We start from the raw sequence: 23,972 nt of genomic DNA, 5'->3' as shown, positions 1-23,972 counted from the left end.
ATCAGCTATCAGCTATCAGCCGTTGGCACCTCAAGTATCGTGGCACAGGCTTTGGCCTTGGCCTTTGGCCACGCTACTTGAGGTGCCACGCTGTGCGAACGACGCATCGGACCTAACCCATAAGCTGAGTGCTTACGATTCCCGATTCCCGATTCCCTACTCCCGATTCCCTACTCCCGATTCCCGATTCCCGATTCCCGATTCCCGATTCCCGATTCCCGATTCCCGATTCCCAATTCTAAATTCTAAATTCTAAATTCTAAATTCTAAATTCCCTTTGCATTTAGAGAGTGTCAAACAAATCAGGACGGCGTTCTTTAGTTCTTTCAATTTGCTGTTGTTTACGCCAGCGGTCAATTTCCCCATGATGTCCTGATAACAGAACCTCTGGAACCTTCCATCCCCGAAACTCAGCAGGTCTGGTGTACTGAGGATAGTCCAGTAACCCGGCTTCAAAGCTTTCTAATTTAAGGGATTCCGCTTTGCCTACTGTTCCTGGTAGCAACCGGGTGACACCATTAATCATGGCTAGGGCTGGGATTTCTCCACAGGTTAAGACAAAATCCCCCAATGATACCTCTCGGGTGACTAAGTGTAATACCCGCTCATCCACACCTTCGTAGTGTCCACAAATTATCACCAGCTGCTCATAACCTGTGGCCAATTCTTTGAACAATTGCTGTTTCATGGGTTGTCCCTGGGGGGTCATTAAGATGACATCACGCTGTGGTAAAATGGGTAAAGACTCTACAGCCGCAAAAATCGGCTCTGGTTTCATCAACATCCCTACGCCACCACCGTAGGGTTCATCATCAACTCGTCGATGTTTGTCAGTAGCAAAGTCTCGGGGGTTGATCAGATGCACTTCGGCTATTTGTTTGAGGAGTGCCTTACCAAGTAGCCCTGAACTCAGGGGAGAGGTGAAGAAATCCGGAAACAGAGTGATAATGTCAAATCGCACAAGGAGTTAAGGGGGGTTTGGGGTCTGGAACTAAGAATCCTGTCAGAAGAGGGTAACATACATAATCAGTGATTATGCATAAATGGTAAGGCTATAATGCGTGAATATCATTAAAAAATCACGGAGTCAACGGAAAAATTGCTAGGATGTGGCATTTTAACTAAAAAGCACTACTCAAAAGTATTGAACTCACCTCATGCCCATTACTAATATAATGCAGCAGTTAGAATCTCAATTGCAAAGAATTAGGATGCCTAAGTCCACTCAACCAGGAATCTTGGTAATCGGCGGCGCTGAAGATAAAGTTCATGGACGAGAGATCCTGCAAACTTTTTTTCGGCGTGCTGGAGGAACTAATGCTCGGCTTGCCATTATCCCTTCAGCCTCCAGAGAACCAACCGTGATTGGCAGTCGCTATCAACGCATCTTTGAAGACATGGGAGCCGAGGAAATTCGGTTGCTAGATATACGCGATCGCTCTGAAGCAGAAAACAAAGACTTACTAGAGTACTTGGAAATCTGTACCGGGGTATTCATGACTGGAGGTGACCAACTACGCTTGTGCGGGCTACTAGCCGATACCCCCGTAATGGAAAAAGTTCGGCAGCGGGTTCATCAGAGCGAGATTACCCTAGCTGGGACAAGTGCTGGGGCTGCAGTTATGGGTCATCACATGATTGCTGGTGGTGGTAGTGGTGAGTTTCCTAATCGTTCTTTGGTGGATATAACCATGGGCTTAGGAATCATTCCAGAGGTGATTGTCGATCAACATTTCTACCATCGGAATCGTATGGCACGCCTGATCACTGCTATTTCTGAACATCCGGATCGATTGGGGATCGGAATCGATGAAGATACCTGTGCTTTGTTTGAAAAAAATGGTTGGTTACAAGTGATGGGTAAAGGCACTGTCACAATTATTGATCCTCAGGAAATGTCTTACACGAACCAGCCTAAGATCGGTCATAACGACCCGATCAGTATGCACAATCTGCGAGTGCATGTTCTGTGTCATGGCGATCGCTACCACTTTCACAAGCGTTCCTTATTCCCAGCAGAAAGCTAAACCTTCCCTCCTGGATAACAATCGCCATCCTGGACAACAACCGCACTAAGCAGCCCACGCTTTTGAGTATGGCAATACCCATCCCTGTGCCAAGGGATGCAGCGGCTTAATCAGGGGGTTTCCTCATGACTGTAGTTGGGGGAACTCATCTCTTGAATCTGCTGGCTGCAATGGATAATTATGGATAATTTTGAAAAAACTGTTCTCTGTGAACAGTTTTTTCTCTGTCCAAGGTTAATAATTAATAGATTATCCCAAATTTAATCAGCAGCCTACCCGATCCCCTGATTCCAGGATTGGAGCTAGACTTTTCAAGCGTGTCAATCGGCTCATAATGTGCCAAAGTAGTGCCAAAGTAAGCGATAAAGGCGGATTTTATTTGATGAATTGCGTCTTTAGGCTTCCTTGCACATTCAGCGAGCATCACCACCGAAGTTTCAGTTGATATGAGAATTCTGAGAATCCAGACTTTACGTGGTCCTAATTATTGGAGTATTGGACATCACAAACTGATTGTCATGCGTCTCGATTTAGAGGAATTGGCAAATACTCCCTCCAACGAGATTCCTGGCTTCTATCAAGGACTAAAGACTGTCCTACCCAGTCTGGAAGAGCATTTCTGTTCCCCTGGTGTCCGGGGGGGATTCCTTGCTCGGGTTGCCAGAGGCACCATGATGGGGCACATCATTGAACACGTTGCCCTAGAACTACAAGATCTGGCTGGCATGAGGGTTGGATTTGGTCGCACTAGGGAAACAGCGACACCAGGAGTCTACCAGGTCATATTTGAGTACATTGATGAGCAGGTGGGTCGTTATGCCGCTAGGGCAGCTGTGCGCCTGTGTCGTAGCATCATTGATAAGCAAACCTATCCCCAAAGTGAATTAGAACAAGACCGGAAAGATTTACAAGAACTGGCTAATAATTCAGCTTTAGGACCAAGCACTCAATCCCTGGTTAAGGAAGCCGAAGCCAGAGATATTCCCTGGATGCAGCTGAGCGCGAGAGCGATGATTCAACTGGGGTACGGTGTCCACCAAAAGCGGATTCAAGCCACATTGAGTGATTATTCAGGGATTTTAGGCGTTGAGTTGGCTTGTGATAAAGAAGGTACCAAACAAATCCTGAGGGATGCTGGTGTACCGGTGCCCCGGGGTACAACGATTCGATTCCTAGATGATTTGGAAGGGGCAATTGAGGATGTAGGTGGCTACCCGATTGTGATTAAACCCCTGAATGGGAATCATGGACGAGGCATTACCCTTGATATTAATAGCTGGGAAGAGGCACAGACTGCCCATGAGACCGCCAAAGAAGTCTCCCGCTCTGTAATTGTGGAGCGCTATTATAAAGGTTTTGACCACCGGATTCTTGTGGTCAATGGCAAGGTAGTAGCAGTAGCAGAGCGTATCCCTGCCCATGTGGTGGGTAATGGTAGGTCTACGATTGAGGAACTGATTGACCAAACTAACCTTGATCCCCATCGGGGTGACGGACACGACAATGTCTTGACGAAAATTGTGGTAGACCCTACCAGTGAGAGTGTCTTGAAGAAGCAAGGCTATAGATTGGACAGTATACCCAGAAAGGGAGAAGTATGTTACTTGCGGGAAACTGCCAATCTCAGCACTGGGGGTATTGCTGTAGACCACACCGATAACATCCATCCAGAAACTATCTGGCTGGCAGAGCGAGTTGCCAAAATTATTGGTCTGGATATTGCTGGAATTGATATTGTCACTTCCGATATCACTAAGCCTTTACGGGAAGCTGATGGGGTGGTGGTAGAAGTGAATGCTGCCCCTGGCTTTAGGATGCATGTTTGTCCTAGTCAAGGTCAGCCCCGGAATGTGGCAGCACCAGTCCTAGATATGCTCTTCCCAAATGGCCAACCTAACCGTATTCCCATCATCGCGATTACAGGTACCAATGGGAAAACCACGACAACCCGCTTAATTGCCCATATCTATCGCCAAACTGGAAAGGTTGTGGGCTATACCACCACAGATGGCATCTACATTCATGAATATATGGTGGAAAAAGGTGATACCACTGGACCCCAAAGTGCTCAGGTAATTCTCAAAGACCCTACAGTTGAGGTGGCAGTCCTCGAAACTGCCCGGGGTGGGATCCTGCGTTCTGGCTTGGCCTTTGACAAATGTGATATTGGGGTGGTTTTAAATGTCTCCGCTGACCACTTGGGAATTGGAGACATCGACACCATTGAACAGATGGCCAAGGTGAAGAGTATTGTGGCGGAAGTGGTGAGTCCGAAGGGCTATGCTATCCTCAATGCTGATGACCCCCTAGTCAGAGCAATGGCGGAAAAGGTAAAGGGTCAAGTGGCTTATTTCGCTATGAACTCAGAAAATGAGTTGATCAAAAATCACACTAGTGGTGGTGGTCTGGCGGCGGTTTATGAAAATGGTTATTTGTCTATCATCAAAGGGGATTGGACCCTGCGGATTGACCAGGCAGTAAATGTGCCAGTGACAATTGGGGGACGGGCACCTTTTATGATTGCTAATGCTCTAGCTGCGAGTCTCGCTGCCTTTGCTCAAGGAGTCTCGATTGAGGCCATTAGAGAGGCATTGACCACATTTAGGGCTTCTGTAGACCAGACACCAGGGCGAATGAATTTGTTCAATCTTGGCAGTTACCATGCTCTAGTGGATTATGCCCACAATGCAGCTAGTTACGAGGCATTGGGTAGTTTTGTGCGCAACTGGCCTGGAGAGCGCTTAGGGGTTGTGGGTGGTCCTGGGGATCGCCGGGATGAAGACTTTATTGAACTAGGACGACTCTCAGCAAAAATCTTTGACAGGATTATTATCAAAGAAGATGATGACTTACGAGGGCGTCCCAGTGGTGATGCAGCTGAGTTAATTCGTAAGGGCATACGACAGGAAAATCCCGATTCCAACTATGAGATTATCCTCAACGAAACAGAGGCAATTGACAGGGGTTTGGATAAAGTCGCTGATGGTGGTTTAGTGGTGATTCTGCCAGAGAGTGTCAGTCGTGCGATCAAACTAATTGAGGCTCGTAATCCTTTGCCGGATAATGGCCTTAAGGCAACCGGTGCTGACACCGAAGATGAGTTGAAGCCATCGGTGGTCAATTAAGTGGCGGTTGGCATTGGTTGAATGGTGAAGGTTGAAGGTTTAAAGTTGAAGGTTGTTCGCGTAGCGTGGCCTTTGGCCAAGGTTGAAGGTTGACGGGAAACCATCAACGTTGATTGCGATCGCGTCATGAAACGCGATCGCATTTCACGATTAGACTGATGATTCTGGTCAGGTAATGCGTCCGCTGGAGCAGGTACCTATGCTTTCTCCTTCATAATTATGGTAGTAGTTCAGTAACCTATCAGCGATCAGCTATCAGTTTATTCGCTAGCTCCCAGGGTCGTTCGCACAGCGTGGCCATTCGCGTAGCGTGGCCATTCGCGTAGCGTGGCCATTCGCGTAGCGTGGCCATTCGCGTAGCGTGGCCATTGGCCAAGGCCAAGGCCAAGGCCAAGGCCAAAGCCTGTGCCACGCATGCTACTTGAGTGGCCATTGGCCAACGGCTGACCACTGACCGCTGACCGCTGACTACCACTCACTGCTTACATATCAGCTTTTCAAGGCAACCAATCTTGATCTAATAATTGTTCGAGAGCATAGGGACAGTCTTCAGGAAATTGAATCATCATACCGGTTTTTTTTCTGACATATTTTAAAGCTTTTTTATAAACTTTGGCTTGATTTTCTTGTAAATGATTGCGGAGGTTTTGAGTTAAATAGTCGTCAAGTTGGGTTCTAAAGCTCATAATTTCCGCTTGCCAATGGTTCGCGTTATAGTCATATTGATCTTGCCAATAGTTCAGGAGTAATAAATGTCTGATAATTTGTTCCAAAAAACTTTCAACTGTTAATTTATCTCGACGGCTCAATCCTTCTAATTCCTCAATTAAATGCTCTATGTCGAGATTTTCTAGTCGTTTTTCTTTTAGTAGTTTCAGGGTTTCTACTAACCATTTATCATTATCAACATCATACAGAGAATATAGATCACTTGTTTGAGTCATTGCTGTACTCTATAGCGGTTTTCAAGCTAGTAAGGAGTTTTTGGGTTTTAGGGAACAGAGAACAGGGAGCAGGGGGTGCATATCATATTTTTTACAAATATGATATGCACCCGATCATTATTCACCGTTACATGCCGATACTTTCTAAATACTCTGCAATAACTGCAACTGCCTTATTGGCATTTCCTTGTTGGCCACCTTCTGGACAATGAGCAATAACGACAGCGGTTTTGCTGGCCTGGAGAGTAACAGCTCCTATGTCTTTCTTTTTTCCATAAACAACTTTTCCATCCTCTTCCCGCAAAAATTGATACTTTTCCCCCTCAATATATATACCTCCTGCCATGAATCCTGAGAAATCCTTTGACTTAAAAGCATTAGCTATGTTTGTGCTTTCATTAGGATTTAGCTTTAAGGCATTAGCATGAGCATCTGTAGTCCACTTAGCACCACCATCAAGACCTATGATACTAGCTCGATCAACATGAACAGTTCCATTAGCGTCTTTAGATTGTCCAATTAGATTATCGATGTAGCTATCCCAAGACATTTTTTTTAGTTTCCTTTTAAATTTTACTTATTAGGAGATTATCCAATATTTTAACTTACCATTATGGCAGTGCTTAGGGGTAGTTTACTATTATTAATATACTGTTCCCTGCTCCCTGCTCCCTGCTCCCTGCTACCGATTCCCGATTCCCGATTCCCGATTCCCGATTCCCGATTATATTTAAATTTCATACATTTCTAACGGTAATCCATCCGGGTCTTGAAAAAACGTAAATCGCTTGCCAGTATGCTCATCAAGTCTAATCCTTTCTACATCCAAACCCTGGGATTTGAGATAATTCACCGACGCTTCAATATCATCTACTTGAAAGGCTAAATGTCTCAATCCGCAAGCTTCGGGACGACTAACTCGTTCAGGAGGATTAGGAAACGAAAATAACTCAATCCTATCCCCATCACCCACTTGTAAATCCAATTTATAAGAATTTCTAGCAGTTCGGAAGGTTTCTTCAATAATCGAAAACCCTAAAATTTCCACATAAAACTGTTTCGATTTTTCATAATCTGAGCAAATAATCGCTACATGGTGAAATCCTTTAGTCTTCATAAAAATAATTTTCAATTAAGTAATATATGAATACTTTTCAATCAACAAAGATCATCCCCCATAGTATGGAACCAGATTCAACCAAGTTTTTAAGATTTTGCTAGACTGGCAAATATAAAACCCATCATCAAAAGGATATATATCCAAAGGATAAGGAAATTATCTATGCCCCCAACCCTACTTCTATCTAAAGAACTACCTACTCTGGAATACCAATCCACATCCTCAAGCTTTGATGAAAGCTGGAGAGCTCCCCTTTCCACTCTCCTGGGATTAGGACGAGCAGCTGGTGCTGATTTTATTGAGTTTTTCCTAGAACGGGTCAACTACATCAGCTGTCTTGCCGAAGATGATGCCATCACTAGCATTTCTCCCCGCCTTTCCTCTGGTGCTGGTATCCGAGTATTTCGGGGTAAGTCAGATTGCTATGTTAGCACTAATGACTTATCCTTTTCGGGGCTAAAAGCGGCTTTGGAGAAAGCCCTGTCTATTCAAGGGCTAGAATTACCTACCCCTAATGCCTTTATCCCAGAAACTAACTTAGAACTGTTGCGGGATTACGCTACTGCTAAAGGCAAAGACACTTGGCTATCCGGTTGCAGTTCCATGGCAGAAATGGGAGAAGTACTCCTGGATGCCAATGGGGCACTCCAGCGCAAGGCTAGCCATGCCCAATCCCGACGGGCTATTTATTTCCGGGATTGGCAGGAAGTTCTGGTGGCAGCTAGTGATGGTACCTTTGCCAGAGATATTCGTTTAACTCAGTCTGTGGGATATAACCTACTATGTGCTGATGGCGACCATCGCTCTTCTATTGGCGAGCGTGCTGGTAATACCGGTAACCCAGAGTTTCTAAGAGCCTGGGATTATGATGCTACTGCTGAGAAAGTTGCTGAATCTGCAGGTAAGATGCTCTATGCGGATTACGTAGAGTCTGGGACTTACCCCATTATCATGGCCAATTCCTTTGGTGGGGTAATTTTCCATGAAGCCTGTGGACACCTGTTGGAAACTACCCAGATTGAGCGGAAAACTACTCCGTTTGCTGACAAAAAAGGTGAGAAGATTGCTAACGAAAGCCTTACCGCCTGGGATGAGGGGTTATCTGACAATGCCTTTGGAACTATTGATATGGATGATGAGGGCATGCCAGCCCAAAGAACTCTGTTGATAGAAAATGGCATACTGAAGAATTTTATCGCCGACCGGGCAGGGTCTCAGCTGACTGGACACCCCAGAACAGGTAGTGGACGCCGTCAGAGTTATGCCTATGCTGCTGCTTCACGGATGCGCAATACCTACATCGCCCCTGGTGATTACGAGCTAGAGGATTTATTTGCCTCTATCGATAAAGGTATTTACTGCAAGCGCATGGGCGGTGGTAGTGTTGGTGCTACTGGGGAATTTAACTTTGGTGTCGATGAAGCCTATTTGATTGAAAATGGCAAAATCACTAAACCGCTGAAAGGGGCAATTCTGATTGGAGAAGCTAAGGAAATTATGAATAAAATTTCCATGTGTTCCAAAGACTTAGGATTAGCCGCTGGTTTCTGTGGTTCCATTAGCGGCAGTGTTTATGTAACCGTCGGTCAGCCTCATATCAAGGTAGATTCGATTACGGTTGGTGGACGGTAAGTTACCCCAGCAGCCAGGCTTTGGGACTAGTGTTAGACTATCATCTCCGGTTGAAGACTTATCATTCTTGATTGTTAGTCAATTAACAATTAACTAACAATTAAGGTGAATCCGAAGCGATTAACCGGATTTGATATCATGCCTCTTTTTTTTTTGTTAATCCAACATTCACAATCTAAAGATAAGATGACCAAGATTAATGAGATAGCTGATTCGGCGATTGCGATCGCAAAACGCCTGGGAATTGAAAAATTCGATATTTATGGCTCTGCAGTGGATGAAGCTGGTGTTCAAGTAGACCAGGGTGAGCCAAAACAGGTTGAGGCATCTAATCGCTCTGGTGTAACTGTACGGGTTTGGAATCAAGACCAGAAAGTAGGCATTACTTCAACTACCGATACCAACCCAACTGGATTGGAACTAGCCTTAAAAACCGCTTATGAGGCGAGTAGTTTTGGGGTGAAGGAAAACGCCCCAGACTTTAGCCCTGAGTCAACAGTATCGATTCCAGAGATTCCCAATAATCAAGTGCCTCAACAGCCAGTATCTAAATTAGTAGAAACCCTACTGGATTCAGAGAAAAAGTTACTGGAGGCTCACTCAGCTATTGCCGGAGTTCCTTACAATGGACTATCTCAACGGGATGTTGAGCGCTTTTATCTCAATAGTGATGGGGCATTGCGCCAGCAAGCTAGCTCCTCGGCTTCCATTTATCTTTATACCAAAACTGAGGAAGAAGGGAAAAAGCCCCGTAGTGCTGGTGCCTATAAGATTAGTCAAGGTTTAGAAACTCTGGATATTCAGACTTGTCTGCAAGAAGCTGCTGAGAAAACCATCAGTCACTTGAACTATGAGAAAGTTAAGTCCGGGAAATATCGAGTAGTATTCTCTCCCGAAGCTTTCCTGAGTCTACTGAATGCTTTTTCTAATTTATTTAATGCTCAGAATATTCTAGACAAGCAAAGCCTCTCCACTCCAGAGTCTCTAGGTACTCCAATTGCTTCTCCTCTGCTTTCTGTCTGTGATGATGAGCTACATCCAAAGAATGTGGGACCGGTCTATTTTGATGGAGAAGGAACACCTACTCGTCGAGTACCGATAATTACAGAAGGGGTGTTAAGCAGTTTTCTGCACAGTGCTGGCACCGCGAAACGCCTGAATGCTCAACCAACAGGTCATGCCAATATGGGGGCAAAAGTTACAGTTAGCCCTAATTTCTATCATGTTTTTCCTGGTCAATCTGCTGAACAAGAGTACAGCTTGGAGCAAGCCGAAAATGTGATTTGGATTGATGAAGTGAATGCGCTTCATGCGGGAGTTAAAGCACTCGAAGGTTCCTTTTCTCTACCCTTTGATGGTTGGATAGTGAATAAGGGAGAATTAACTAGTATTGATTCCGCAACGGTAGCCGGAGATTTTCGGGAACTGCTGAAATCCATTATTTATGTGGAAAAAGAGGCTGAGTTGACCTCTGGTGGAGTCTGTCCAAAAATCTGGGTTGATGGTTTGTCCATTACTGGGGATTGAAGGTTTAAGGTTTAAGGTTTAAGGTTTAAGGTTTAAGGTTTAAGGTTGAACGCGCATGCGTGGCCTATTGGCTAAGGTTGACAGGTTGTTCGCCTTTGGCGTTGGAGTAGGGTAGTTTTTTTTGTCAGAATTAAGAATGTAGAATTCTACATTCTAGATTCTTAATTCTTCATTCTTAATTCTTCATTCTTAATTCTAGATTCTTAATTCTAGATTCTTAATTCTTCATTCTTATGCGGAAATACTCCTGAAAGGGATGAGACAAAATGCCCAAAAGTTTGGCAGTGTCTCTAATATAGTATTCTTGCAGATCTATCCAGAGCAGCACCCCCTCTAAGCGAAGAAACTGCCAGATTAGACCAGTTGTCACAGCTCCAAAAATCGGCAAATTGACATTTTCTCTCTCGTTAAAGCGTTGGGCTGCTACCATTTCGGCAATACACTGCGCCAAACCTCCTTTAATATTTTCATTCTTGGCTTCAACTAAGGTAACAACAGGTCGGTGAATCTCATAAATTTCTCGTGAAGCGGTCAAAATAAAGTCACAATAACCGTTTAATCCTAACTCGGAATCAATATTGAATTCTGACCCAGAAAAAAAACCAACTTCATTATGAAAGATTTCCCGGATTTCTAATAATGTTGGAGCGATTAAGAGTTCAGACCGGGCTTTTTCTGTATTGATGGCATTGGCGAGAGGAATATTTCGTTGTAAGATTTGTTGTAAAAGTTCGCTAACTTCGACGGGAGCAATATCCGTAAACAAATTTTGCGATTCATCAATGTTTAAGTCAAACCGATTACACACTTCAGCAATGGATTTAAATTCGCTGTAGGACATTGCTTATGCTCCAACAAAATTGCTTTAACTTTAAACATAGAACTAGTTGAACAAAAATCAATATAGGAATCCTAAATGAATTGTGATAATTTTTGATGCCATATTCCCTACTCCCGTCTTGATGCAATAGCGAGTGGGGGAACCCACGCCAGTTGCTCATGGTTTGGGTTCTGTGTGCGGAACTTGCTTCCGCACCTTGTAAGCCCCGTGGGAACCCCCTTTGGCGGCACTGGCTCCCCAAGACCGCGCTGCATCGCTACTCCCTACTCCCTGTTCCCTGTTCCCTAGGATGCTCATGGTTCAAAAGAGCATCAGAAATCGTGCCTCGAATTCCCGTAATTAACCCTTGAGTAATTTCCTCAAACAGAAACTGACTCAATTCGCAACCAAAGTCAGGCTGCATAATCCGTTCCCCTGGACGGGTTGACAGGATAATTTCCAGACTTTGGACAATATCCTCCTGATCAGACACCATCTCCACCGTTCCAGTATCCCGGTTAAATGTCGGGGGGGGGGAAACTCCATCCTCTCCCTAAAAAAGAGCTGTTTTCTTCCATTTGCCTCTTGCCTATTGCCTCTTGTTCTAGTCAACCTTCCCCTTATCGGTCAATTTGTTGACTAGGTTTTCATGTTCCGGTGAGTTTAATCCCTGCTGTAAAATTGCTAATACTTGGGCTAAGTTTCCAGTAAGTAAAGCGTCTTGGGCTAACCATAAACCAGGAAAGTAGTCACTACAGATAATGCCTTTATCATTCGGTTCTAGTTTTATATATTTTCCTTCCCTTAACCGAAACCAATCAAGTTCTCCGTCATAAACCCGCCAAACTAAATATTCTTGAACTTGATTACGTCGGTAAGCTTTTAATTTATCATTTAAATCAATAGAAGCGCTACTTGCTGCAATTTCTACGATTAATTCTGGCGCACCTTCTACATAGCCGTCTTCACTAATCCTTGATTGTCCATCTACCGTTAGTCTTAGTAAAGCATCCGGTTGAGGTTCATTGTCTGGATCAAGTCTAACTGTACAATTATCGCCTAGTTGAACATTAGGAGTAGAAGCTTTATAGACACCAAGCCATGTTACAATAGAAGCATGGGGTTCCCCATGTTGCTTAATTCTTAAGGGCGATGCCATATAAACAACTCCTTCGATTAATTCGGCTTTTTTGACATCAGGCATTTGTGCATAACGCTGTTCAAATTCAACCTGAGTAAGTTGATCTCCACTTTCAAGGGGTGGAATTGAATTTTTGGGTTTTAATATGGTTTGAGACATGGTTTTTTTAGCAGTAGGATTTGTAGGATTTGTAGGGTGCGTTAGCTTTTAGTGTAACGCACCATTGTACGAACTTTGGTGCGTTACGCTATCGCTAACACACCCTACTGGCGTGGCACACCTAATTTGGGGCATTATAATCTGCCATCTCTTCCTCTTCAAACTAAGGTAACAACAGGTCGTTGACTCTCATAAATTTCTCGTGAAGCGGTCAAAATAAAATCACAATAACCGTTTAATCCTAACTCGGAATCAATAGTGAATTCTGAACCGGAAAAAAAATCAACTTCATTATTTAATATTTGCATAATTTCTAATAATGTAGGAGCGATTAAGAGTTCATACCGGGCTTTTTCTGTATTGATGGCATTAGCAATAGGAATATTTCGTTTTAAGATTTGTTCTAAAAGTTTGCTAACTTCCACGGTAGAAATATCCGGAAACAAATTTTACGACTCATCAATGTTTAAGTCAAACCGATTACACACTTCAGCAATGGATTTAAATTCGCTGTAGGACATCGATTATGCTCCAACAAAATGGCTTTCACTTTAAACATAGAACTAGTTGAACCAAATCAAGTAGAAGTAGGGAAAAAAAATCTACTCTTGTCAGCTAGTCCCTACGGTGCGCGTTCCCTACTCCTAGATTACTATAATGATTGATAGATTTGATGTTCTCTGTTAATAAAAATATCAGCTAATATCTGATAAGCTTCTGTCCACGCTGCTATCACTTCCTCTGTCGCCGCTTCATGCAACACATCCTTCATCGCTTGTAGTAAACTCTCTCCCACAATGGGATATTGTTCTGGTTTAACATTGGTTTTTACATGACGATGGGCAATCACCTCAACCATTGATTTTAAAGCTTCCGGATTATCAATTTTGGTAGCATAACTATAGACTGCTGTCGCTAACTTAGCTGGTTGAGAACCATTGGCTTGAGCTGACATATCAAACTGTGCTTTTACCTCTGGATGGTTATGAAACATGATTTCATACATCCGAGTAGTAATTTGCTTACCATGCTTTTTGAGGAGGGGAGCTGTTGACTTGATAATATCTATGGTTTCTTGGCTAACCTGATTCACCGGTTTAGGCTTTTCCGAGAGGGTTAGCAAAAATTTTAGATTCTCTTGGGCTTGTAACTTATGAGGTGCTTTAGCAGGTATAAAGATAAAAACTCCTGCTTCTAAGGTAATCTCTTTCTGGTCTAAGGTCAGAATTCCTTTCCCTTCAATCACCGTGATGGCGGCATTACGAGGTGAAGTATGCTCCTCAATTGCTGTACCTTTTGCCAGACAAAATAGGGTGTATTGGCAATTGTTATCCTTGAGCAACACTTTGCTAATCATCCCTGTTGGATAGTCAGCTAATTTTTGTAGGGAAGTGCTAAACGATGTGTTGGCTGTAGCGATCGCATTAACCATTATCCTTTCCTCATCACAAATTTAGAAAGTTCTAAGATTTGGAAATATCCCTGAACTCGTTGTTACTTTTACTGTGACAGAAATAGTTAGCGCTGTCCTTGAGCTAGCTCATAAAGGAAGTAAATTGTTGATCATAACTATCAAACACGCTCAAAGGACTGGTAGGAATGGTCTCATCGATTGAACAATTAGCTCAAGTCTGGGTGCTGAAAGACCTAGAAACCTCAGCGCTAGCGAATCTATTGCCTTATACCAAAGTACGGACTTATTTGCAGAATGAGATTGTGATCTACGAGGGCGATCGCCTCCCCTGCCAACTCTATGCCTTAATCAAGGGAACTCTGCAAATTCAAAAAACCGGGACGAGTGGTAAAGAAAGCCTTTTGCGCATCATCCCTGAGGGGGATATTTTTGCGGCTCCGGCAATTTTTGGTAATGGTATTGCTCCCGCAACAGTTATTTGTCAGGTGGACTCCCTAGTGCTAACCATAGAACGAGAGGCGCTGTTAGAGACCATTCGCCATACCCCAGAAGTGGCGTTGCGAATCCTGGAAGTCTTTAACCAACGCCTGCAACAAATTCATAACACCGTACATGGGCTAATTTCTGAAAGGGCAATTGTACGACTGGTGCGTCTGCTGCAATACTATGCAACTCGCTATGGAACTGAGTCTGTTGCTCAGGGAGAGTCCTTAAATGTCAACCTTCCGTACTATCAAATTGCTCGCAGTATTGGCATTACCTATGAAGAATGCGTGCGTTTGTTCAAAAAGATCAATTCGATACAAACAGTAGTTACCTACAAGCGGGGAGGCAAAATTATTATCAATGACTGGCAGCAGTTAGATGCGTTCGCGGACAACGAAGGATGAAAAGACTAGGGAGTCGGGAATCGGGAGTCGGGAATCGGGAGTCGGGAATCGGGAGTCGGGAAAAAATCCTGTGTACCTCGTTTGTACCTCGTTACTATGAGAAACGCGCTTATTGCAGGCATTGTTATAGCTTCCACCACCTGCGATAACCAGGTCTGAACCGTAAAGTCAGTGTGGGATGAATTACCCCCTGAAAGTTTTGTTAATTATGACTCTTTCTGCTCAGTTTGTGACTCCTCAGTTTCTGATGTCGGATTATTCATCTCGTCTTTAAAGCCTCTGAGGGTTTTCCCTAGGGCGCTGCCAATTTCAGGAATTTTCTTCGGTCCAAAAATCACAACTGCCACAACGCCAATAATCATAACTTCCGGCCATCCTAAACCAAACATAGCAATTTCCTCCAAACTCCTGTTAACCTTGAATTAACCTTGAACTGCTTTATAGCACTTAGCCCATCCTACTTCACGGCCAAGCAAAAAAATTCTCTAACAAATCTACTTTATGGTTTTAGCAGGTGCACAATCAACCTAGCTCAATCTAGGTCGCAGACTCAATGTAGTAATTTTATGGCGGGGAAGATGCCGACCCCACTGACATTGATCCGAAGATTGCTGCAATGCACCCCTAGTCCAGGGTACTAGGAAGGAATTCGATGCGTTCGCGTAGCGTGGCCGTAGGCCAATCGCAAACAAAATCCTTTATCCAATCCCAGCAGTAACAAAGTTTTGTGTAGCGCTAAAGGATTGCCCATGGCAAGCTGATATCCTAAGCTTATCCAAAGTCCATACTTAGGATGTCTTGCTCCAATTGATGGTCACCAATAAGGTGAGAAGATAGAGGTCGTTGGATGAAGGAGGAAAGAAAAAGTATAAAAATATACCATTTGCAAGGGTTACAATCAATGCAATGGTTGATACTTCTTGTCTTGTATGCCTTTTATCTTTTGCCTACCCCTCTTGTTAAGGGGGATAATGGGGGGAGAACCCATCCAACCCTTTGGTCTGCAAGCCTGTTGCCTCAATGTTACCCATAGCCTTTAAGTGTTAAGGAATGTCAACCACTTCCACGCCATCCCTAAGAACCCAACAAAACCCTCTGTGCGCTAAGCTGGCGGACTGTATTGAATCGAACTGGCGGCGCTACTTAGACCTTTCTCCTTATCATTTACCAGCCGAGTTAGGTTACGTACAAGGACGGCTTGAGGGAGAGAAACTGACTATCGAAAACCATTGCTATCAGACACCTCAGTTTCGGAAGATGCACCTGGAATTGGCAAAAGTAGGTGAGATGTTGGACATTTTACACTGTGTAATGTTTCCTCGTCCAGACTATGCTTTGCCCATGTTCGGCTGTGATGTGGTGGCAGCCAGAGGACAAATCAGTGCTGCGATCGCAGACCTATCTCCACTTAATCCTAAACGTACCTTACCAGAAGCCTATCACTGTTCTTTAGAGACCCTACCAAAACCTGAGTTTAAACAGCCCCGTGACTTACCACCTTGGGCGGACATTTTTTCAGAATTTTGCATTTTTGTGCGTCCCAATGGTCCAGAAGAAGAAGCACAGTTCCTGACATGGGTGGATGATTTATTACAGATTCACTGTGCCCATGCTGCTAATGCCCTACCGGTCTCTAGAGAAAAGCAAGCAGAAATTATTGCTAGTCAACACTATTATTGCAGCAAGCAGCGGCAAAATGACAAAACCCGGCGGGTGCTTGAAAAAGCGTTTGGTGTTGAATGGGCGGAGAACTATATGACCTCGGTACTATTTGACTTGCCGGGAACTTGATAGTTATATCCCCGGCGCGAGGATTGCTCACGCCGGGGGAGTTGTCAACAATAATTATTCTTGTACTGTTACAGATGTTCCCAAACCCACTCTGTTATACAAAGCTTTGACATCATCATTACGCATCCGGATGCAACCGTGAGACACTGCTTGTCCCACCAGTTCCTCATCATTGGTACCATGAAACCCGATGTAGTGTGTTCCATCACTCCAAAATGCCATCCACCTTGGACCAAGAGGGTTTTCTGGTCCTGGAGCAACGATTTCACCAGTGATAGGATGCTGCCAAACTGGATTTTGAACCATCTGTGTCACTTGGAAATTACCTGTAGGAGTTTCCCAACCAGGCTGACCAATGGCAACTGGATAAGTGCCTTCGAGTTTATCTCCTCGATAAACATAAACACGACGCTCACTTAATTTAATCACTAAACGAGGGGTATTATTAAAGAAATCTTCCTCTTGGCGCAGATAGTGATTGACTTCTTCGAGAGGAGACAATTCTGGTGTTTCAACCCTTGGCAGAAAGCTTTCATAGGGAATTTCTTTCCAGTTAGAGAAACTAGTATTGGTTAGATCAGCGGCGGCGGTGGCTACCTCTGCGTAGAATAACGGGATAGCTACACCTAAGCCGCACACAATTAAGCGTTGGGTGGAAAGTTTTCCGTTCACGATTTCCTCTTAGCTATTTGATATTTTATGTGCATATTTTAATTGATCATGTTTTGTTCACTTTTGACCGTTGACTGTTGACAGTTCTACAGCTCCACGGCTTTGATCTAAACACCCATGATCTAAACACACATAGCTATCGGACTTTATCCGACTCCCCACTCCCCACTCCCCACTCCCTACTCCCTACTCCCTATTCCCTATTCCCTAAAACCAAAATAGATGTCAAACTGACTGCTTAATGTTAAGTTGTGACAGCTTACTGGGAGCTACTGCGCCTTTTTCAGTAATAATGGCAGTGATTAACTCCGCCGGAGTAACATCAAAAGCTGGGTTATAAAATTCCACTTTAGGAGGACAAATCACTGTTTCCCCAATCTGATAAATTTCTGAGGGGTGACGTTCTTCAATGGGAATCTCTTGGCCAGTAGATAGCTGAAAATCAATGGTTGAGATTGGAGCAGCGACAAAGAACGGTATTTGATGAGCTTGAGCAATCAGGGCTAAACTATAGGTACCAATTTTGTTAGCCGTATCCCCATTGGCAGCAATTCGATCAGCTCCCAGTACAACCGCATCAATTAGCCCTTGTTTCATACAATGGGCGGCCATGCTATCAGTAATTAAAGTAACCGGAATACCTTCTTCGACACATTCCCAGGTGGTTAACCTAGCACCTTGCAAGCGGGGGCGGGTTTCGTCAGCATATAATCTGGCTAATCGCCCCTCCCGCCACGCCGAACGCACCACTCCCAAGGCAGTACCATAGCCAGCTGTTGCCAACGCTCCTGCATTACAATGGGTCAGAAGACACAGTTTGTCGGGGGTTGTCGGTAATACCTCTAATCCGCGATCGCCTATGGCTTGACAGGTTTGCAAATCCTCCAGCTGAATTTGTTTAGCTGTTTCAAGTAAGGAACCTTTAATCTCTTCTACTGTCCCAATCGTTTCATAGGCATTTTTAAGCATCCGCATGATTGCCCAAAACAAATTCACGGCTGTAGGACGAGTTTGCCGCAACTGCTGCGCTACAACTTCAAGCTGTTCGAGGAAAGCCTTGCGTTCTTTAGTTTTAATCTCTCTTGCGCCAAGGTAAATGCCATAAGCCGCTGCGATTCCAATCGCTGGCGCTCCCCGAACAATCATAGTTTTAATCGCCTCAACCATATCTTCACAGCGGCTGATTTCTACAATGGAATATTTGCCGGGTAAGCGGTTTTGGTCAATGAGGATAACTCGGTCGTTTTCCCAAACAACGGGATACACTTGGTATATGGATGAGTTCATCTAAAATCGGTATATTCTTAATTGTTAATTGTTAATTGTTAATTGCTATTTTGTTAACGGTTGACGGTTAACTGTTAACCGTTAACCGTTAACCGTCAACCGTCAACCGTCAACTGTTAACATTGATAAATTAACTAACAGCAGAGGGTTGTCTACTAAAGAACGCTTCCCTGATCTGTTCAGCAATTTGAGAGCCAGTCAGCCCCAAATCAGCTTTTGATTCATCGGGCTTGGCATGATCTACTAATTGATCCGGTACACCAAAGCGCTTGAGGGGAACTAATATATCATTATCCATCAGTGCTTCTGCCACCGCTGAACCAAAGCCACCGATTAAGCACCCTTCTTCTAGGGTAACTACACGACCAATTTTCTGAGCCAAGGGGAAGATTAATTCTGTATCTAGGGGCTTGACAAAACGAGCATTAATCACCGTTGCTTCAATACCATGCTCGCTAAGAATTTCAGCGGCTTGCATGGCGGTGTAAACCATACTGCCATACCCTAGCATTAACAGGTCGTCACCATTACGCAAGAGTTCTCCTTTACCAATGGGTAAAGCTTCCCAACCATCTTCCATCAGGGGAACGCCATAACCACTACCCCGAGGATAGCGCATGGCAATCGGACCATCGGTGTGGTTTACTCCTGTAACTACCATACGTTGCAGTTCAGCTTCGTCTTTGGGAGCCATAATTACCATATTGGGAATGCATCGCAAATAGGCGATATCATACATCCCTTGGTGAGTAGGGCCATCAGCACCCACAATTCCCGCACGGTCGAGGCAGAAAAAGACCGGTAGGTTTTGGATACAAACGTCGTGAATGATTTGGTCGTAAGCCCGTTGTAAGAAGGTGGAGTAAATCGCTGCAACTGGTCGCATTCCTTCACAGGCTAGGCCAGCCGCTAGGGTGACGGCGTGTTGTTCCGCAATCCCAACATCAATGTATTGGTTAGGGAGTTTTTCTTGCAATTTATTCAACCCTGTCCCGGTAGCCATAGCTGCCGTGATGCCAATGATTTTGGGATTATTCTGAGCTAGTGTGACCAGGGTGTGGGCAAACACTTTGGAATAGCCGGGGGGTTTGGGTTTTTTAGCTGGAAGCGCTTTACCCGTAGCTAGGTTGAAGGGACTTTGGGCATGGTAACCCACTTTGTCCGCTTCTGCGATCGCATACCCTTTGCCCTTCGTAGTTGCCACATGCACCAGCACTGGTCCATCTAGCTTGTGGGCGTTGGTAAAGGTGGAAATTAACTCCTCTAGATTGTGACCATCTACCGGTCCGATGTAAGTAAAGCCAAGTTCTTCAAATACTGCTCCGACCTTAGGTACGGCTAAACGCTTCATCCCTTCCTTGATCCGTTGCAAGTCTGGGGATAAAGACTCACCGACAAAGGGGAGATTTTTGAACTGTTCCTCTAAATTGTCAGTAAGAAACTGCATCGGCTCAGAAAGCCGCACTTTGTTGAGGTAACGGGGAATAGCCCCGACATTGGGGGAGATGGACATCTCATTGTCATTGAGAACCACCAGTAGTTTAGTATGGGGTAAATGTCCTGCATGATTGATGGCTTCCAATGCCATGCCACCGGTCAGAGCACCATCACCAATAACTGCTGCCACTTTGAAGTTTTCCCCTTTGCGGTCTCGGGCGATCGCCATACCCAAAGCAGAAGAAATACTGGTGGAGGCATGACCGGCTCCAAAGTGATCAAACTTATTCTCGCAACGCTTTAGATAACCAGCAATACCATCTTTCTGCCGTAGGGTATGGAATCGGTTATAGCGCCCCGTGAGCATTTTGTGGGGATAAGCTTGGTGTCCAACGTCCCAGACTACCTTATCATAGTCAAGGTCAAGTGTTTGATACAGAGCTAGGGTTAATTCTACCACTCCCAAGCCTGGGCCTAAGTGACCACCACTAGTAGCTATGGTTTGGAGATGTTTCTCGCGAATTTGACGGGCAATTTCCTCTAGTTGACGAATCGATAGACCGTGCAACTGATTTGGATGAGTAATTTCACTGAGATGCATACCGTCTCTTTGAATTGCTACTGGATTGTGTTAATGTTTATCATTCGACTCCCTAAAAGTATCCAATAATTTGGCGCTTCGAGGGTTATATGGAAGCTAAAGATTACCTGAAAAATGGCATTTCTGGTCAATTTTCCATTGTAAATTTTCCTTGCGACCAGCAGCCCCTAACCATTGCTCCCGATATTCCAGTAACGGAAGCGATCGCTACGATGAATCAAGCAGGAAGCAGCTATGTGCTGGTGCTAGAGCAGCAGCAATTGGTAGGCATTTTTACAGAACGGGATGTGGTCAAAGTAGCAGCAGCTGGAATGGTACACTCAGGGGTTGCCATTGGTGATGTGATGACTCAAGAGTTAATTACCTTGCCCATCATACCGACACCAGACATTGTTTTGGTCGAGTCCCGATTACGTCAATACCAGATTCGTCACCTACCCCTAATGGATGAGCAAGGTCAAGTAGTAGGTGTGGTGACCCCCCACACCATGGCAGCAATACTCTCTGCTATCGTGACTAAGGTCGAAGACTTGCAGCAAAAGTTGACTCAAAAAGAAGGGGAATTAGTGGCAGCTAATCAGCGATGGCAGCAGGAAGTTGCTGTAAATCAGCAGTTTGAGGAGGAATTGGGGGAAAATGAACATGCTTGGCAGTTGAGCCAAGAACGTCTTGAGAGTATTCTGGCTTCCCTAGAAGCAGTGGTATGGTCTTTTGATCCTTCCATTGACAAATTGCTTTATCTTAACAGTGCTACCGAGCAAGTCTATGGTCGCAGTATGACTGAGTTCTTCGGAAACTTACGCCTGTGGCAATCAGTGGTTCACCCAGAGGATATCGAAACCTATGAACTGGCTGACCAAACCCTGCTGTCAACTGGTGCCAAAGATATTGACTACAGAATTTTGCGACCGGATGGAGCTGTGATTTGGATTCGCCATCGCGCTCACCTCCTGAAAGATGCTAATAACACTCCAAGTCGGATTTATAACATAGCCATCGACATCACACAGCTCAAACAGGTCGAGGAAAACCTCAAAGCTACCCTAGTTGAGAAAGAGGTGCTGCTCAAAGAAATTCACCATCGGGTCAAAAACAACTTACAAATTGTTTCTGGCTTGCTACACTTGCAATCTCTGACAGTAGATGAACCCCAAACCCGAAGACACCTGTCGGAAGCTCGCCATCGCCTTGAAGCCATGGCTCTAATTCACAAGAAACTTTATGGTGCCTCAGTGATAGGCAACCTGGATGTAGTCGATTATATCCAGAACCTAGCGGTGAACTTACTGGTAGCTTATCAAGTCACTAGCGATAGGATTCAGTTACACACCACTATTGAACCGATTCCCCTCAGTATTGATCAGGCAATTCCTTGCGGTCTAATCATCAATGAACTGGTATCCAATTCCCTGAAGTACGGGTTTCCCAATGGACGCTCTGGTGAGATTCACATTCAATTGCGCCGTAACGGGGACGGTGAGGTTGAATTGATTGTCCGAGATAATGGGGTTGGTTTACCAGAAGAGTTAGATTGGCGTAATACCCAGTCTTTAGGATTATCGTTAGTTTATGACCTGGCAACGGAGCAACTAGACGGGAGTATGTTTCTCGACAAAAGCGAGGGCACAGCTTTCCGAATAGTATTCTCAACAGCAACAATTCTAGAAGCAATAGGACAACAATCGTGGTTACCAGGGTATTAGTTGTAGAAGACGAAGTTATTGTTGCTAAGACAATTGCTAGCCAGCTTAAGCAATTGGGGTATATGGTATCAGCTACCGCTTCATCTGGTTCTCAAGCCATTACCAAAGCCGCTCAAACTAAGCCTGACTTAGTGCTGATGGACATTTTCCTAAAAGGCAAGATGGATGGTATTACTGCTGCTAGGCAAATCCGTGAACATTTACGTATTCCTATCGTCTATTTGACTGCCTATGCGGATGAAGACACCTTGCAACGGGCTAAGGTTACCCAACCCTTTGGCTATGTGACCAAACCGTTTAACGAGAGAGATTTGCGGGTTGCTATTGAGATGGCTCTCCAGCAATACCAGATGGAGCAGTCATTGCAGAACAGCCAAGCTCAGTTGTCATCCATTTTAAACTCTATCGATGATGCGGTTATTGCTACCACCCCAAAAGGTACGATTACTTTTATGAATGCTTCCGCTGAAGCTTTGACTGGCTGGAACCAATCCGAGGTATGGGGGCGAGATGTGACCTCAGTGTTCCCAATTGTTAATGATCTGACCGGGAATCTAGTTAAGTATCCCCTAGAGAAAGTGATCAAGACGGGACAAGTGGTCTATCTGGGCGAGCATAACGCTTTGATCGCAAAGGACGGTGGTCGAATTCCTGTTGGTAATAGTGCCTCACCCCTAAAAGACCAACTCGGAAACGTCAATGGAGTAGTGCTCGCGTTTTGGGATATCAGCGAGGATCCTCAGACAGAAATGTTAGAGGAGGTGTTGGCAAAAGAGCAAGAAATACAAGATTTCCGCTCCCAGTTCGTTTCCACCGTTTGCCACGAATTCCGTAATCCCCTCAGTGTGATCCTAACTGCTGCTGAGTTACTCAAGCGGTATGGTAATTTAGCCACTCAGGAGCAAAAGCACCGTTATCTAAAACGAATTACTATTTCAGTAGAGCGTATGACTGAGTTGATGGAAGAGGTGTTGCTAATCGGTCAAGCTGAAGTAGGTCGGCTAGATTTTATTCCAACTCCGATGAACTTGGAGCAATTCTGCCAGGATTTAATTGCAGAACTATGCCTAGATGAAGCCAGCCGCAACCGGATTGTTTTTACCTCTGACGGGATCCATACAGAGGTTTGTATGGATGATAGACTTATACATTACATTATAACTAATCTGCTTACCAATGCTCTGAAGTATTCTCCTTCTCATGAAATCGTGACGCTTCACCTAACCTATGATCTTAAACAGCAGTTGGTTGTGTTCCGCATCCAGGATAAAGGAATTGGGATTGCTGAAGCAGACCAAAATAAAATTTTTGAGTCTTTTTATAGAGCAAAAAATGTGGGAACGATTCAAGGGACTGGTCTGGGACTATCGATTGTGAAACGCTGTGTGGAAAAGCATCAGGGAGAGATTGAACTGACTAGCGAATTGGGCCTTGGGACAACATTTACGATTAAAATTCCCATAGTAAGTAATGGGGAAGTAAGACTTCTGACTTCAGACGTCACAAGTGCTGATTGGCAATGGCTCGGGAGTAGTAGCAATTAGCTATAGCAAGTCTTATACCCATGAGGTACAAATTTTTAGGTTTTAGGTTTTAGGTTTTAGGTTTTAGGTTTTAGGGAGCAGATAAGAGGCATGCTAGACCCACCCCTAACCCCTCCCAGGAGGGGAAGGCAAGAGGCA

27 protein-coding genes are annotated in these 23,972 nt (G+C 44.5%); 11 read left to right on the top strand and 16 right to left on the bottom strand.

Annotated elements, in window-relative coordinates; genetic code table 11:
* Window positions 1-22 precede the first annotated feature (22 nt).
* Window positions 23-256, top strand: a complete 234-nt coding sequence (locus AC4II3_RS11430) for a hypothetical protein (RefSeq protein ID WP_488011086.1) — start codon at window positions 23-25, stop codon at window positions 254-256.
* 27 nt (window positions 257-283) lie between these two features.
* Here AC4II3_RS11430 and trmD read toward each other — a convergent pair whose 3' ends face one another.
* On the bottom strand, window positions 284-961 hold the full coding sequence (trmD, locus tag AC4II3_RS11425) for a tRNA (guanosine(37)-N1)-methyltransferase TrmD (RefSeq protein WP_488014118.1): 678 nt from the start codon (window positions 959-961) through the stop codon (window positions 284-286).
* A gap of 214 nt (window positions 962-1,175) precedes the next feature.
* On the opposite strand from trmD, the gene AC4II3_RS11420 reads away from it, so the two are divergent.
* Both AC4II3_RS11420 and cphA read left to right on the top strand, forming a co-directional pair.
* A complete protein-coding gene (locus AC4II3_RS11420) occupies window positions 1,176-2,027 on the top strand; it encodes a cyanophycinase (RefSeq protein ID WP_488014119.1) in 852 nt (283 codons plus the stop codon).
* A gap of 446 nt (window positions 2,028-2,473) precedes the next feature.
* Window positions 2,474-5,152, top strand: a complete 2,679-nt coding sequence (gene cphA, locus AC4II3_RS11415) for a cyanophycin synthetase (protein ID WP_488014116.1) — start codon at window positions 2,474-2,476, stop codon at window positions 5,150-5,152.
* Here cphA and AC4II3_RS11410 read toward each other — a convergent pair.
* The 6 genes from AC4II3_RS11410 to gloA2 form a co-directional block, all read right to left on the bottom strand.
* The gene (locus tag AC4II3_RS11410; protein WP_488014114.1) at window positions 5,149-5,295 is read right to left on the bottom strand and encodes a hypothetical protein; all 147 of its coding nucleotides are present in this window, start codon (window positions 5,293-5,295) and stop codon (window positions 5,149-5,151) included. The two genes, cphA and AC4II3_RS11410, sit on opposite strands and share 4 nt — an antisense overlap.
* Before the next feature lie 98 nt (window positions 5,296-5,393).
* Window positions 5,394-5,627, bottom strand: a complete 234-nt coding sequence (locus tag AC4II3_RS11405) for a hypothetical protein (RefSeq protein WP_488014112.1) — start codon at window positions 5,625-5,627, stop codon at window positions 5,394-5,396.
* Between the two features lie 22 nt (window positions 5,628-5,649).
* Entirely contained in the window at window positions 5,650-6,096 is a 447-nt protein-coding gene (locus tag AC4II3_RS11400) for a DUF29 domain-containing protein (protein ID WP_488014110.1), read from the bottom strand.
* Between the two features lie 127 nt (window positions 6,097-6,223).
* Window positions 6,224-6,646, bottom strand: coding sequence for a profilin (locus AC4II3_RS11395; RefSeq protein ID WP_488014108.1), 423 nt, complete (start codon window positions 6,644-6,646; stop codon window positions 6,224-6,226).
* Between the two features lie 50 nt (window positions 6,647-6,696).
* A complete protein-coding gene (locus AC4II3_RS11390; protein WP_490722815.1) occupies window positions 6,697-6,837 on the bottom strand; it encodes a hypothetical protein in 141 nt (46 codons plus the stop codon).
* Complete coding sequence (gloA2, locus tag AC4II3_RS11385; protein WP_488014104.1) at window positions 6,827-7,213, bottom strand: SMU1112c/YaeR family gloxylase I-like metalloprotein; 387 nt, start codon at window positions 7,211-7,213, stop codon at window positions 6,827-6,829. Before gloA2 ends, AC4II3_RS11390 begins: the two co-directional genes overlap by 11 nt.
* Before the next feature lie 165 nt (window positions 7,214-7,378).
* Here gloA2 and AC4II3_RS11380 point away from each other — a divergent pair, with 165 nt between their 5' ends.
* Window positions 7,379-8,848: a TldD/PmbA family protein gene (locus AC4II3_RS11380; RefSeq protein WP_488014103.1), complete on the top strand. Its 1,470-nt coding sequence runs from the start codon at window positions 7,379-7,381 to the stop codon at window positions 8,846-8,848.
* A gap of 186 nt (window positions 8,849-9,034) precedes the next feature.
* A complete protein-coding gene (locus tag AC4II3_RS11375) occupies window positions 9,035-10,375 on the top strand; it encodes a TldD/PmbA family protein (RefSeq protein WP_488014101.1) in 1,341 nt (446 codons plus the stop codon).
* A 217-nt stretch (window positions 10,376-10,592) separates the two neighbouring features.
* On the opposite strand, the gene AC4II3_RS11370 is transcribed toward AC4II3_RS11375, so the two are convergent.
* The 4 genes from AC4II3_RS11370 to AC4II3_RS11355 form a co-directional block, all read right to left on the bottom strand.
* The gene (locus tag AC4II3_RS11370; protein WP_488029128.1) at window positions 10,593-11,216 is read right to left on the bottom strand and encodes a hypothetical protein; all 624 of its coding nucleotides are present in this window, start codon (window positions 11,214-11,216) and stop codon (window positions 10,593-10,595) included.
* Between the two features lie 256 nt (window positions 11,217-11,472).
* Entirely contained in the window at window positions 11,473-11,691 is a 219-nt protein-coding gene (locus AC4II3_RS11365) for a GPW/gp25 family protein (RefSeq protein WP_488017372.1), read from the bottom strand.
* Between the two features lie 108 nt (window positions 11,692-11,799).
* Window positions 11,800-12,495: a Uma2 family endonuclease gene (locus AC4II3_RS11360; protein ID WP_488017370.1), complete on the bottom strand. Its 696-nt coding sequence runs from the start codon at window positions 12,493-12,495 to the stop codon at window positions 11,800-11,802.
* Window positions 12,496-12,653: 158 nt separating this feature from the next.
* A complete protein-coding gene (locus AC4II3_RS11355) occupies window positions 12,654-12,920 on the bottom strand; it encodes a hypothetical protein (protein WP_488017368.1) in 267 nt (88 codons plus the stop codon).
* Between the two features lie 114 nt (window positions 12,921-13,034).
* Between AC4II3_RS11355 and AC4II3_RS11350 the strand changes: the two genes are divergently transcribed.
* Window positions 13,035-13,160: a hypothetical protein gene (locus tag AC4II3_RS11350; protein WP_488014081.1), complete on the top strand. Its 126-nt coding sequence runs from the start codon at window positions 13,035-13,037 to the stop codon at window positions 13,158-13,160.
* Here the strand turns inward: AC4II3_RS11350 and AC4II3_RS11345 are convergent.
* Window positions 13,148-13,927 (bottom strand): globin domain-containing protein, encoded by a 780-nt coding sequence (locus tag AC4II3_RS11345; protein WP_488014079.1) that lies wholly within the window; start codon window positions 13,925-13,927, stop codon window positions 13,148-13,150. The genes AC4II3_RS11350 and AC4II3_RS11345 overlap by 13 nt on opposite strands.
* A gap of 167 nt (window positions 13,928-14,094) precedes the next feature.
* On the opposite strand from AC4II3_RS11345, the gene AC4II3_RS11340 reads away from it, so the two are divergent.
* Window positions 14,095-14,799: a Crp/Fnr family transcriptional regulator gene (locus AC4II3_RS11340; RefSeq protein WP_488014077.1), complete on the top strand. Its 705-nt coding sequence runs from the start codon at window positions 14,095-14,097 to the stop codon at window positions 14,797-14,799.
* A 206-nt stretch (window positions 14,800-15,005) separates the two neighbouring features.
* On the opposite strand, the gene AC4II3_RS11335 is transcribed toward AC4II3_RS11340, so the two are convergent.
* Window positions 15,006-15,188, bottom strand: a complete 183-nt coding sequence (locus AC4II3_RS11335) for a Sec-independent protein translocase subunit TatA/TatB (protein ID WP_488014075.1) — start codon at window positions 15,186-15,188, stop codon at window positions 15,006-15,008.
* Window positions 15,189-15,849: 661 nt separating this feature from the next.
* On the opposite strand from AC4II3_RS11335, the gene AC4II3_RS11330 reads away from it, so the two are divergent.
* Window positions 15,850-16,590 carry a phycocyanobilin:ferredoxin oxidoreductase gene (locus AC4II3_RS11330; protein WP_488014073.1) on the top strand — a complete coding sequence of 247 codons (741 nt, stop codon included), beginning with the start codon at window positions 15,850-15,852 and terminating at the stop codon, window positions 16,588-16,590.
* Between the two features lie 54 nt (window positions 16,591-16,644).
* Here AC4II3_RS11330 and AC4II3_RS11325 read toward each other — a convergent pair whose 3' ends face one another.
* The gene (locus AC4II3_RS11325) at window positions 16,645-17,262 is read right to left on the bottom strand and encodes a L,D-transpeptidase (RefSeq protein WP_488014071.1); all 618 of its coding nucleotides are present in this window, start codon (window positions 17,260-17,262) and stop codon (window positions 16,645-16,647) included.
* Window positions 17,263-17,339: 77 nt separating this feature from the next.
* Here AC4II3_RS11325 and AC4II3_RS11320 point away from each other — a divergent pair, with 77 nt between their 5' ends.
* On the top strand, window positions 17,340-17,504 hold the full coding sequence (locus tag AC4II3_RS11320; protein WP_488014069.1) for a hypothetical protein: 165 nt from the start codon (window positions 17,340-17,342) through the stop codon (window positions 17,502-17,504).
* On the opposite strand, the gene mtnA is transcribed toward AC4II3_RS11320, so the two are convergent.
* Both mtnA and dxs read right to left on the bottom strand, forming a co-directional pair.
* Window positions 17,488-18,549 (bottom strand): S-methyl-5-thioribose-1-phosphate isomerase, encoded by a 1,062-nt coding sequence (gene mtnA, locus AC4II3_RS11315; RefSeq protein ID WP_488014067.1) that lies wholly within the window; start codon window positions 18,547-18,549, stop codon window positions 17,488-17,490. The genes AC4II3_RS11320 and mtnA overlap by 17 nt on opposite strands.
* A 130-nt stretch (window positions 18,550-18,679) precedes the next feature.
* Window positions 18,680-20,587 carry a 1-deoxy-D-xylulose-5-phosphate synthase gene (gene dxs, locus AC4II3_RS11310; RefSeq protein WP_488014065.1) on the bottom strand — a complete coding sequence of 636 codons (1,908 nt, stop codon included), beginning with the start codon at window positions 20,585-20,587 and terminating at the stop codon, window positions 18,680-18,682.
* An 89-nt stretch (window positions 20,588-20,676) separates the two neighbouring features.
* Here dxs and AC4II3_RS11305 point away from each other — a divergent pair, with 89 nt between their 5' ends.
* On the top strand, window positions 20,677-22,290 hold the full coding sequence (locus AC4II3_RS11305; RefSeq protein ID WP_488014063.1) for a sensor histidine kinase: 1,614 nt from the start codon (window positions 20,677-20,679) through the stop codon (window positions 22,288-22,290).
* Window positions 22,272-23,834, top strand: coding sequence for a hybrid sensor histidine kinase/response regulator (locus AC4II3_RS11300; RefSeq protein WP_488014061.1), 1,563 nt, complete (start codon window positions 22,272-22,274; stop codon window positions 23,832-23,834). The genes AC4II3_RS11305 and AC4II3_RS11300 overlap by 19 nt, the downstream gene beginning before the upstream one ends.
* Window positions 23,835-23,972 lie beyond the last annotated feature (138 nt).

The organism is Moorena sp. (assembly GCF_982860115.1).
This window is presented reverse-complemented; position numbering and strand designations above follow the sequence as displayed.

Excerpts from the sequence above, each read along its gene's own strand:
- AC4II3_RS11420 (WP_488014119.1), top strand. The coding sequence starts at position 1,176 with ATGCAGCAGTTAGAATCTCAATTGCAAAGAATTAGGATGCCTAAGTCC.
- cphA (WP_488014116.1), top strand. The coding sequence starts at position 2,474 with ATGAGAATTCTGAGAATCCAGACTTTACGTGGTCCTAATTATTGGAGT.
- AC4II3_RS11410 (WP_488014114.1), bottom strand. The coding sequence starts at position 5,295 with ATGCGATCGCGTTTCATGACGCGATCGCAATCAACGTTGATGGTTTCC.
- AC4II3_RS11400 (WP_488014110.1), bottom strand. The coding sequence starts at position 6,096 with ATGACTCAAACAAGTGATCTATATTCTCTGTATGATGTTGATAATGAT.
- AC4II3_RS11395 (WP_488014108.1), bottom strand. The coding sequence starts at position 6,646 with ATGTCTTGGGATAGCTACATCGATAATCTAATTGGACAATCTAAAGAC.
- AC4II3_RS11390 (WP_490722815.1), bottom strand. The coding sequence starts at position 6,837 with ATGAAATTTAAATATAATCGGGAATCGGGAATCGGGAATCGGGAATCG.
- gloA2 (WP_488014104.1), bottom strand. The coding sequence starts at position 7,213 with ATGAAGACTAAAGGATTTCACCATGTAGCGATTATTTGCTCAGATTAT.
- AC4II3_RS11380 (WP_488014103.1), top strand. The coding sequence starts at position 7,379 with ATGCCCCCAACCCTACTTCTATCTAAAGAACTACCTACTCTGGAATAC.
- AC4II3_RS11375 (WP_488014101.1), top strand. The coding sequence starts at position 9,035 with ATGACCAAGATTAATGAGATAGCTGATTCGGCGATTGCGATCGCAAAA.
- AC4II3_RS11370 (WP_488029128.1), bottom strand. The coding sequence starts at position 11,216 with ATGTCCTACAGCGAATTTAAATCCATTGCTGAAGTGTGTAATCGGTTT.
- AC4II3_RS11365 (WP_488017372.1), bottom strand. The coding sequence starts at position 11,691 with ATGGTGTCTGATCAGGAGGATATTGTCCAAAGTCTGGAAATTATCCTG.
- AC4II3_RS11360 (WP_488017370.1), bottom strand. The coding sequence starts at position 12,495 with ATGTCTCAAACCATATTAAAACCCAAAAATTCAATTCCACCCCTTGAA.
- AC4II3_RS11350 (WP_488014081.1), top strand. The coding sequence starts at position 13,035 with ATGGCTTTCACTTTAAACATAGAACTAGTTGAACCAAATCAAGTAGAA.
- AC4II3_RS11345 (WP_488014079.1), bottom strand. The coding sequence starts at position 13,927 with ATGGTTAATGCGATCGCTACAGCCAACACATCGTTTAGCACTTCCCTA.
- AC4II3_RS11340 (WP_488014077.1), top strand. The coding sequence starts at position 14,095 with ATGGTCTCATCGATTGAACAATTAGCTCAAGTCTGGGTGCTGAAAGAC.
- AC4II3_RS11335 (WP_488014075.1), bottom strand. The coding sequence starts at position 15,188 with ATGTTTGGTTTAGGATGGCCGGAAGTTATGATTATTGGCGTTGTGGCA.
- AC4II3_RS11330 (WP_488014073.1), top strand. The coding sequence starts at position 15,850 with ATGTCAACCACTTCCACGCCATCCCTAAGAACCCAACAAAACCCTCTG.
- mtnA (WP_488014067.1), bottom strand. The coding sequence starts at position 18,549 with ATGAACTCATCCATATACCAAGTGTATCCCGTTGTTTGGGAAAACGAC.
- dxs (WP_488014065.1), bottom strand. The coding sequence starts at position 20,587 with ATGCATCTCAGTGAAATTACTCATCCAAATCAGTTGCACGGTCTATCG.
- AC4II3_RS11305 (WP_488014063.1), top strand. The coding sequence starts at position 20,677 with ATGGAAGCTAAAGATTACCTGAAAAATGGCATTTCTGGTCAATTTTCC.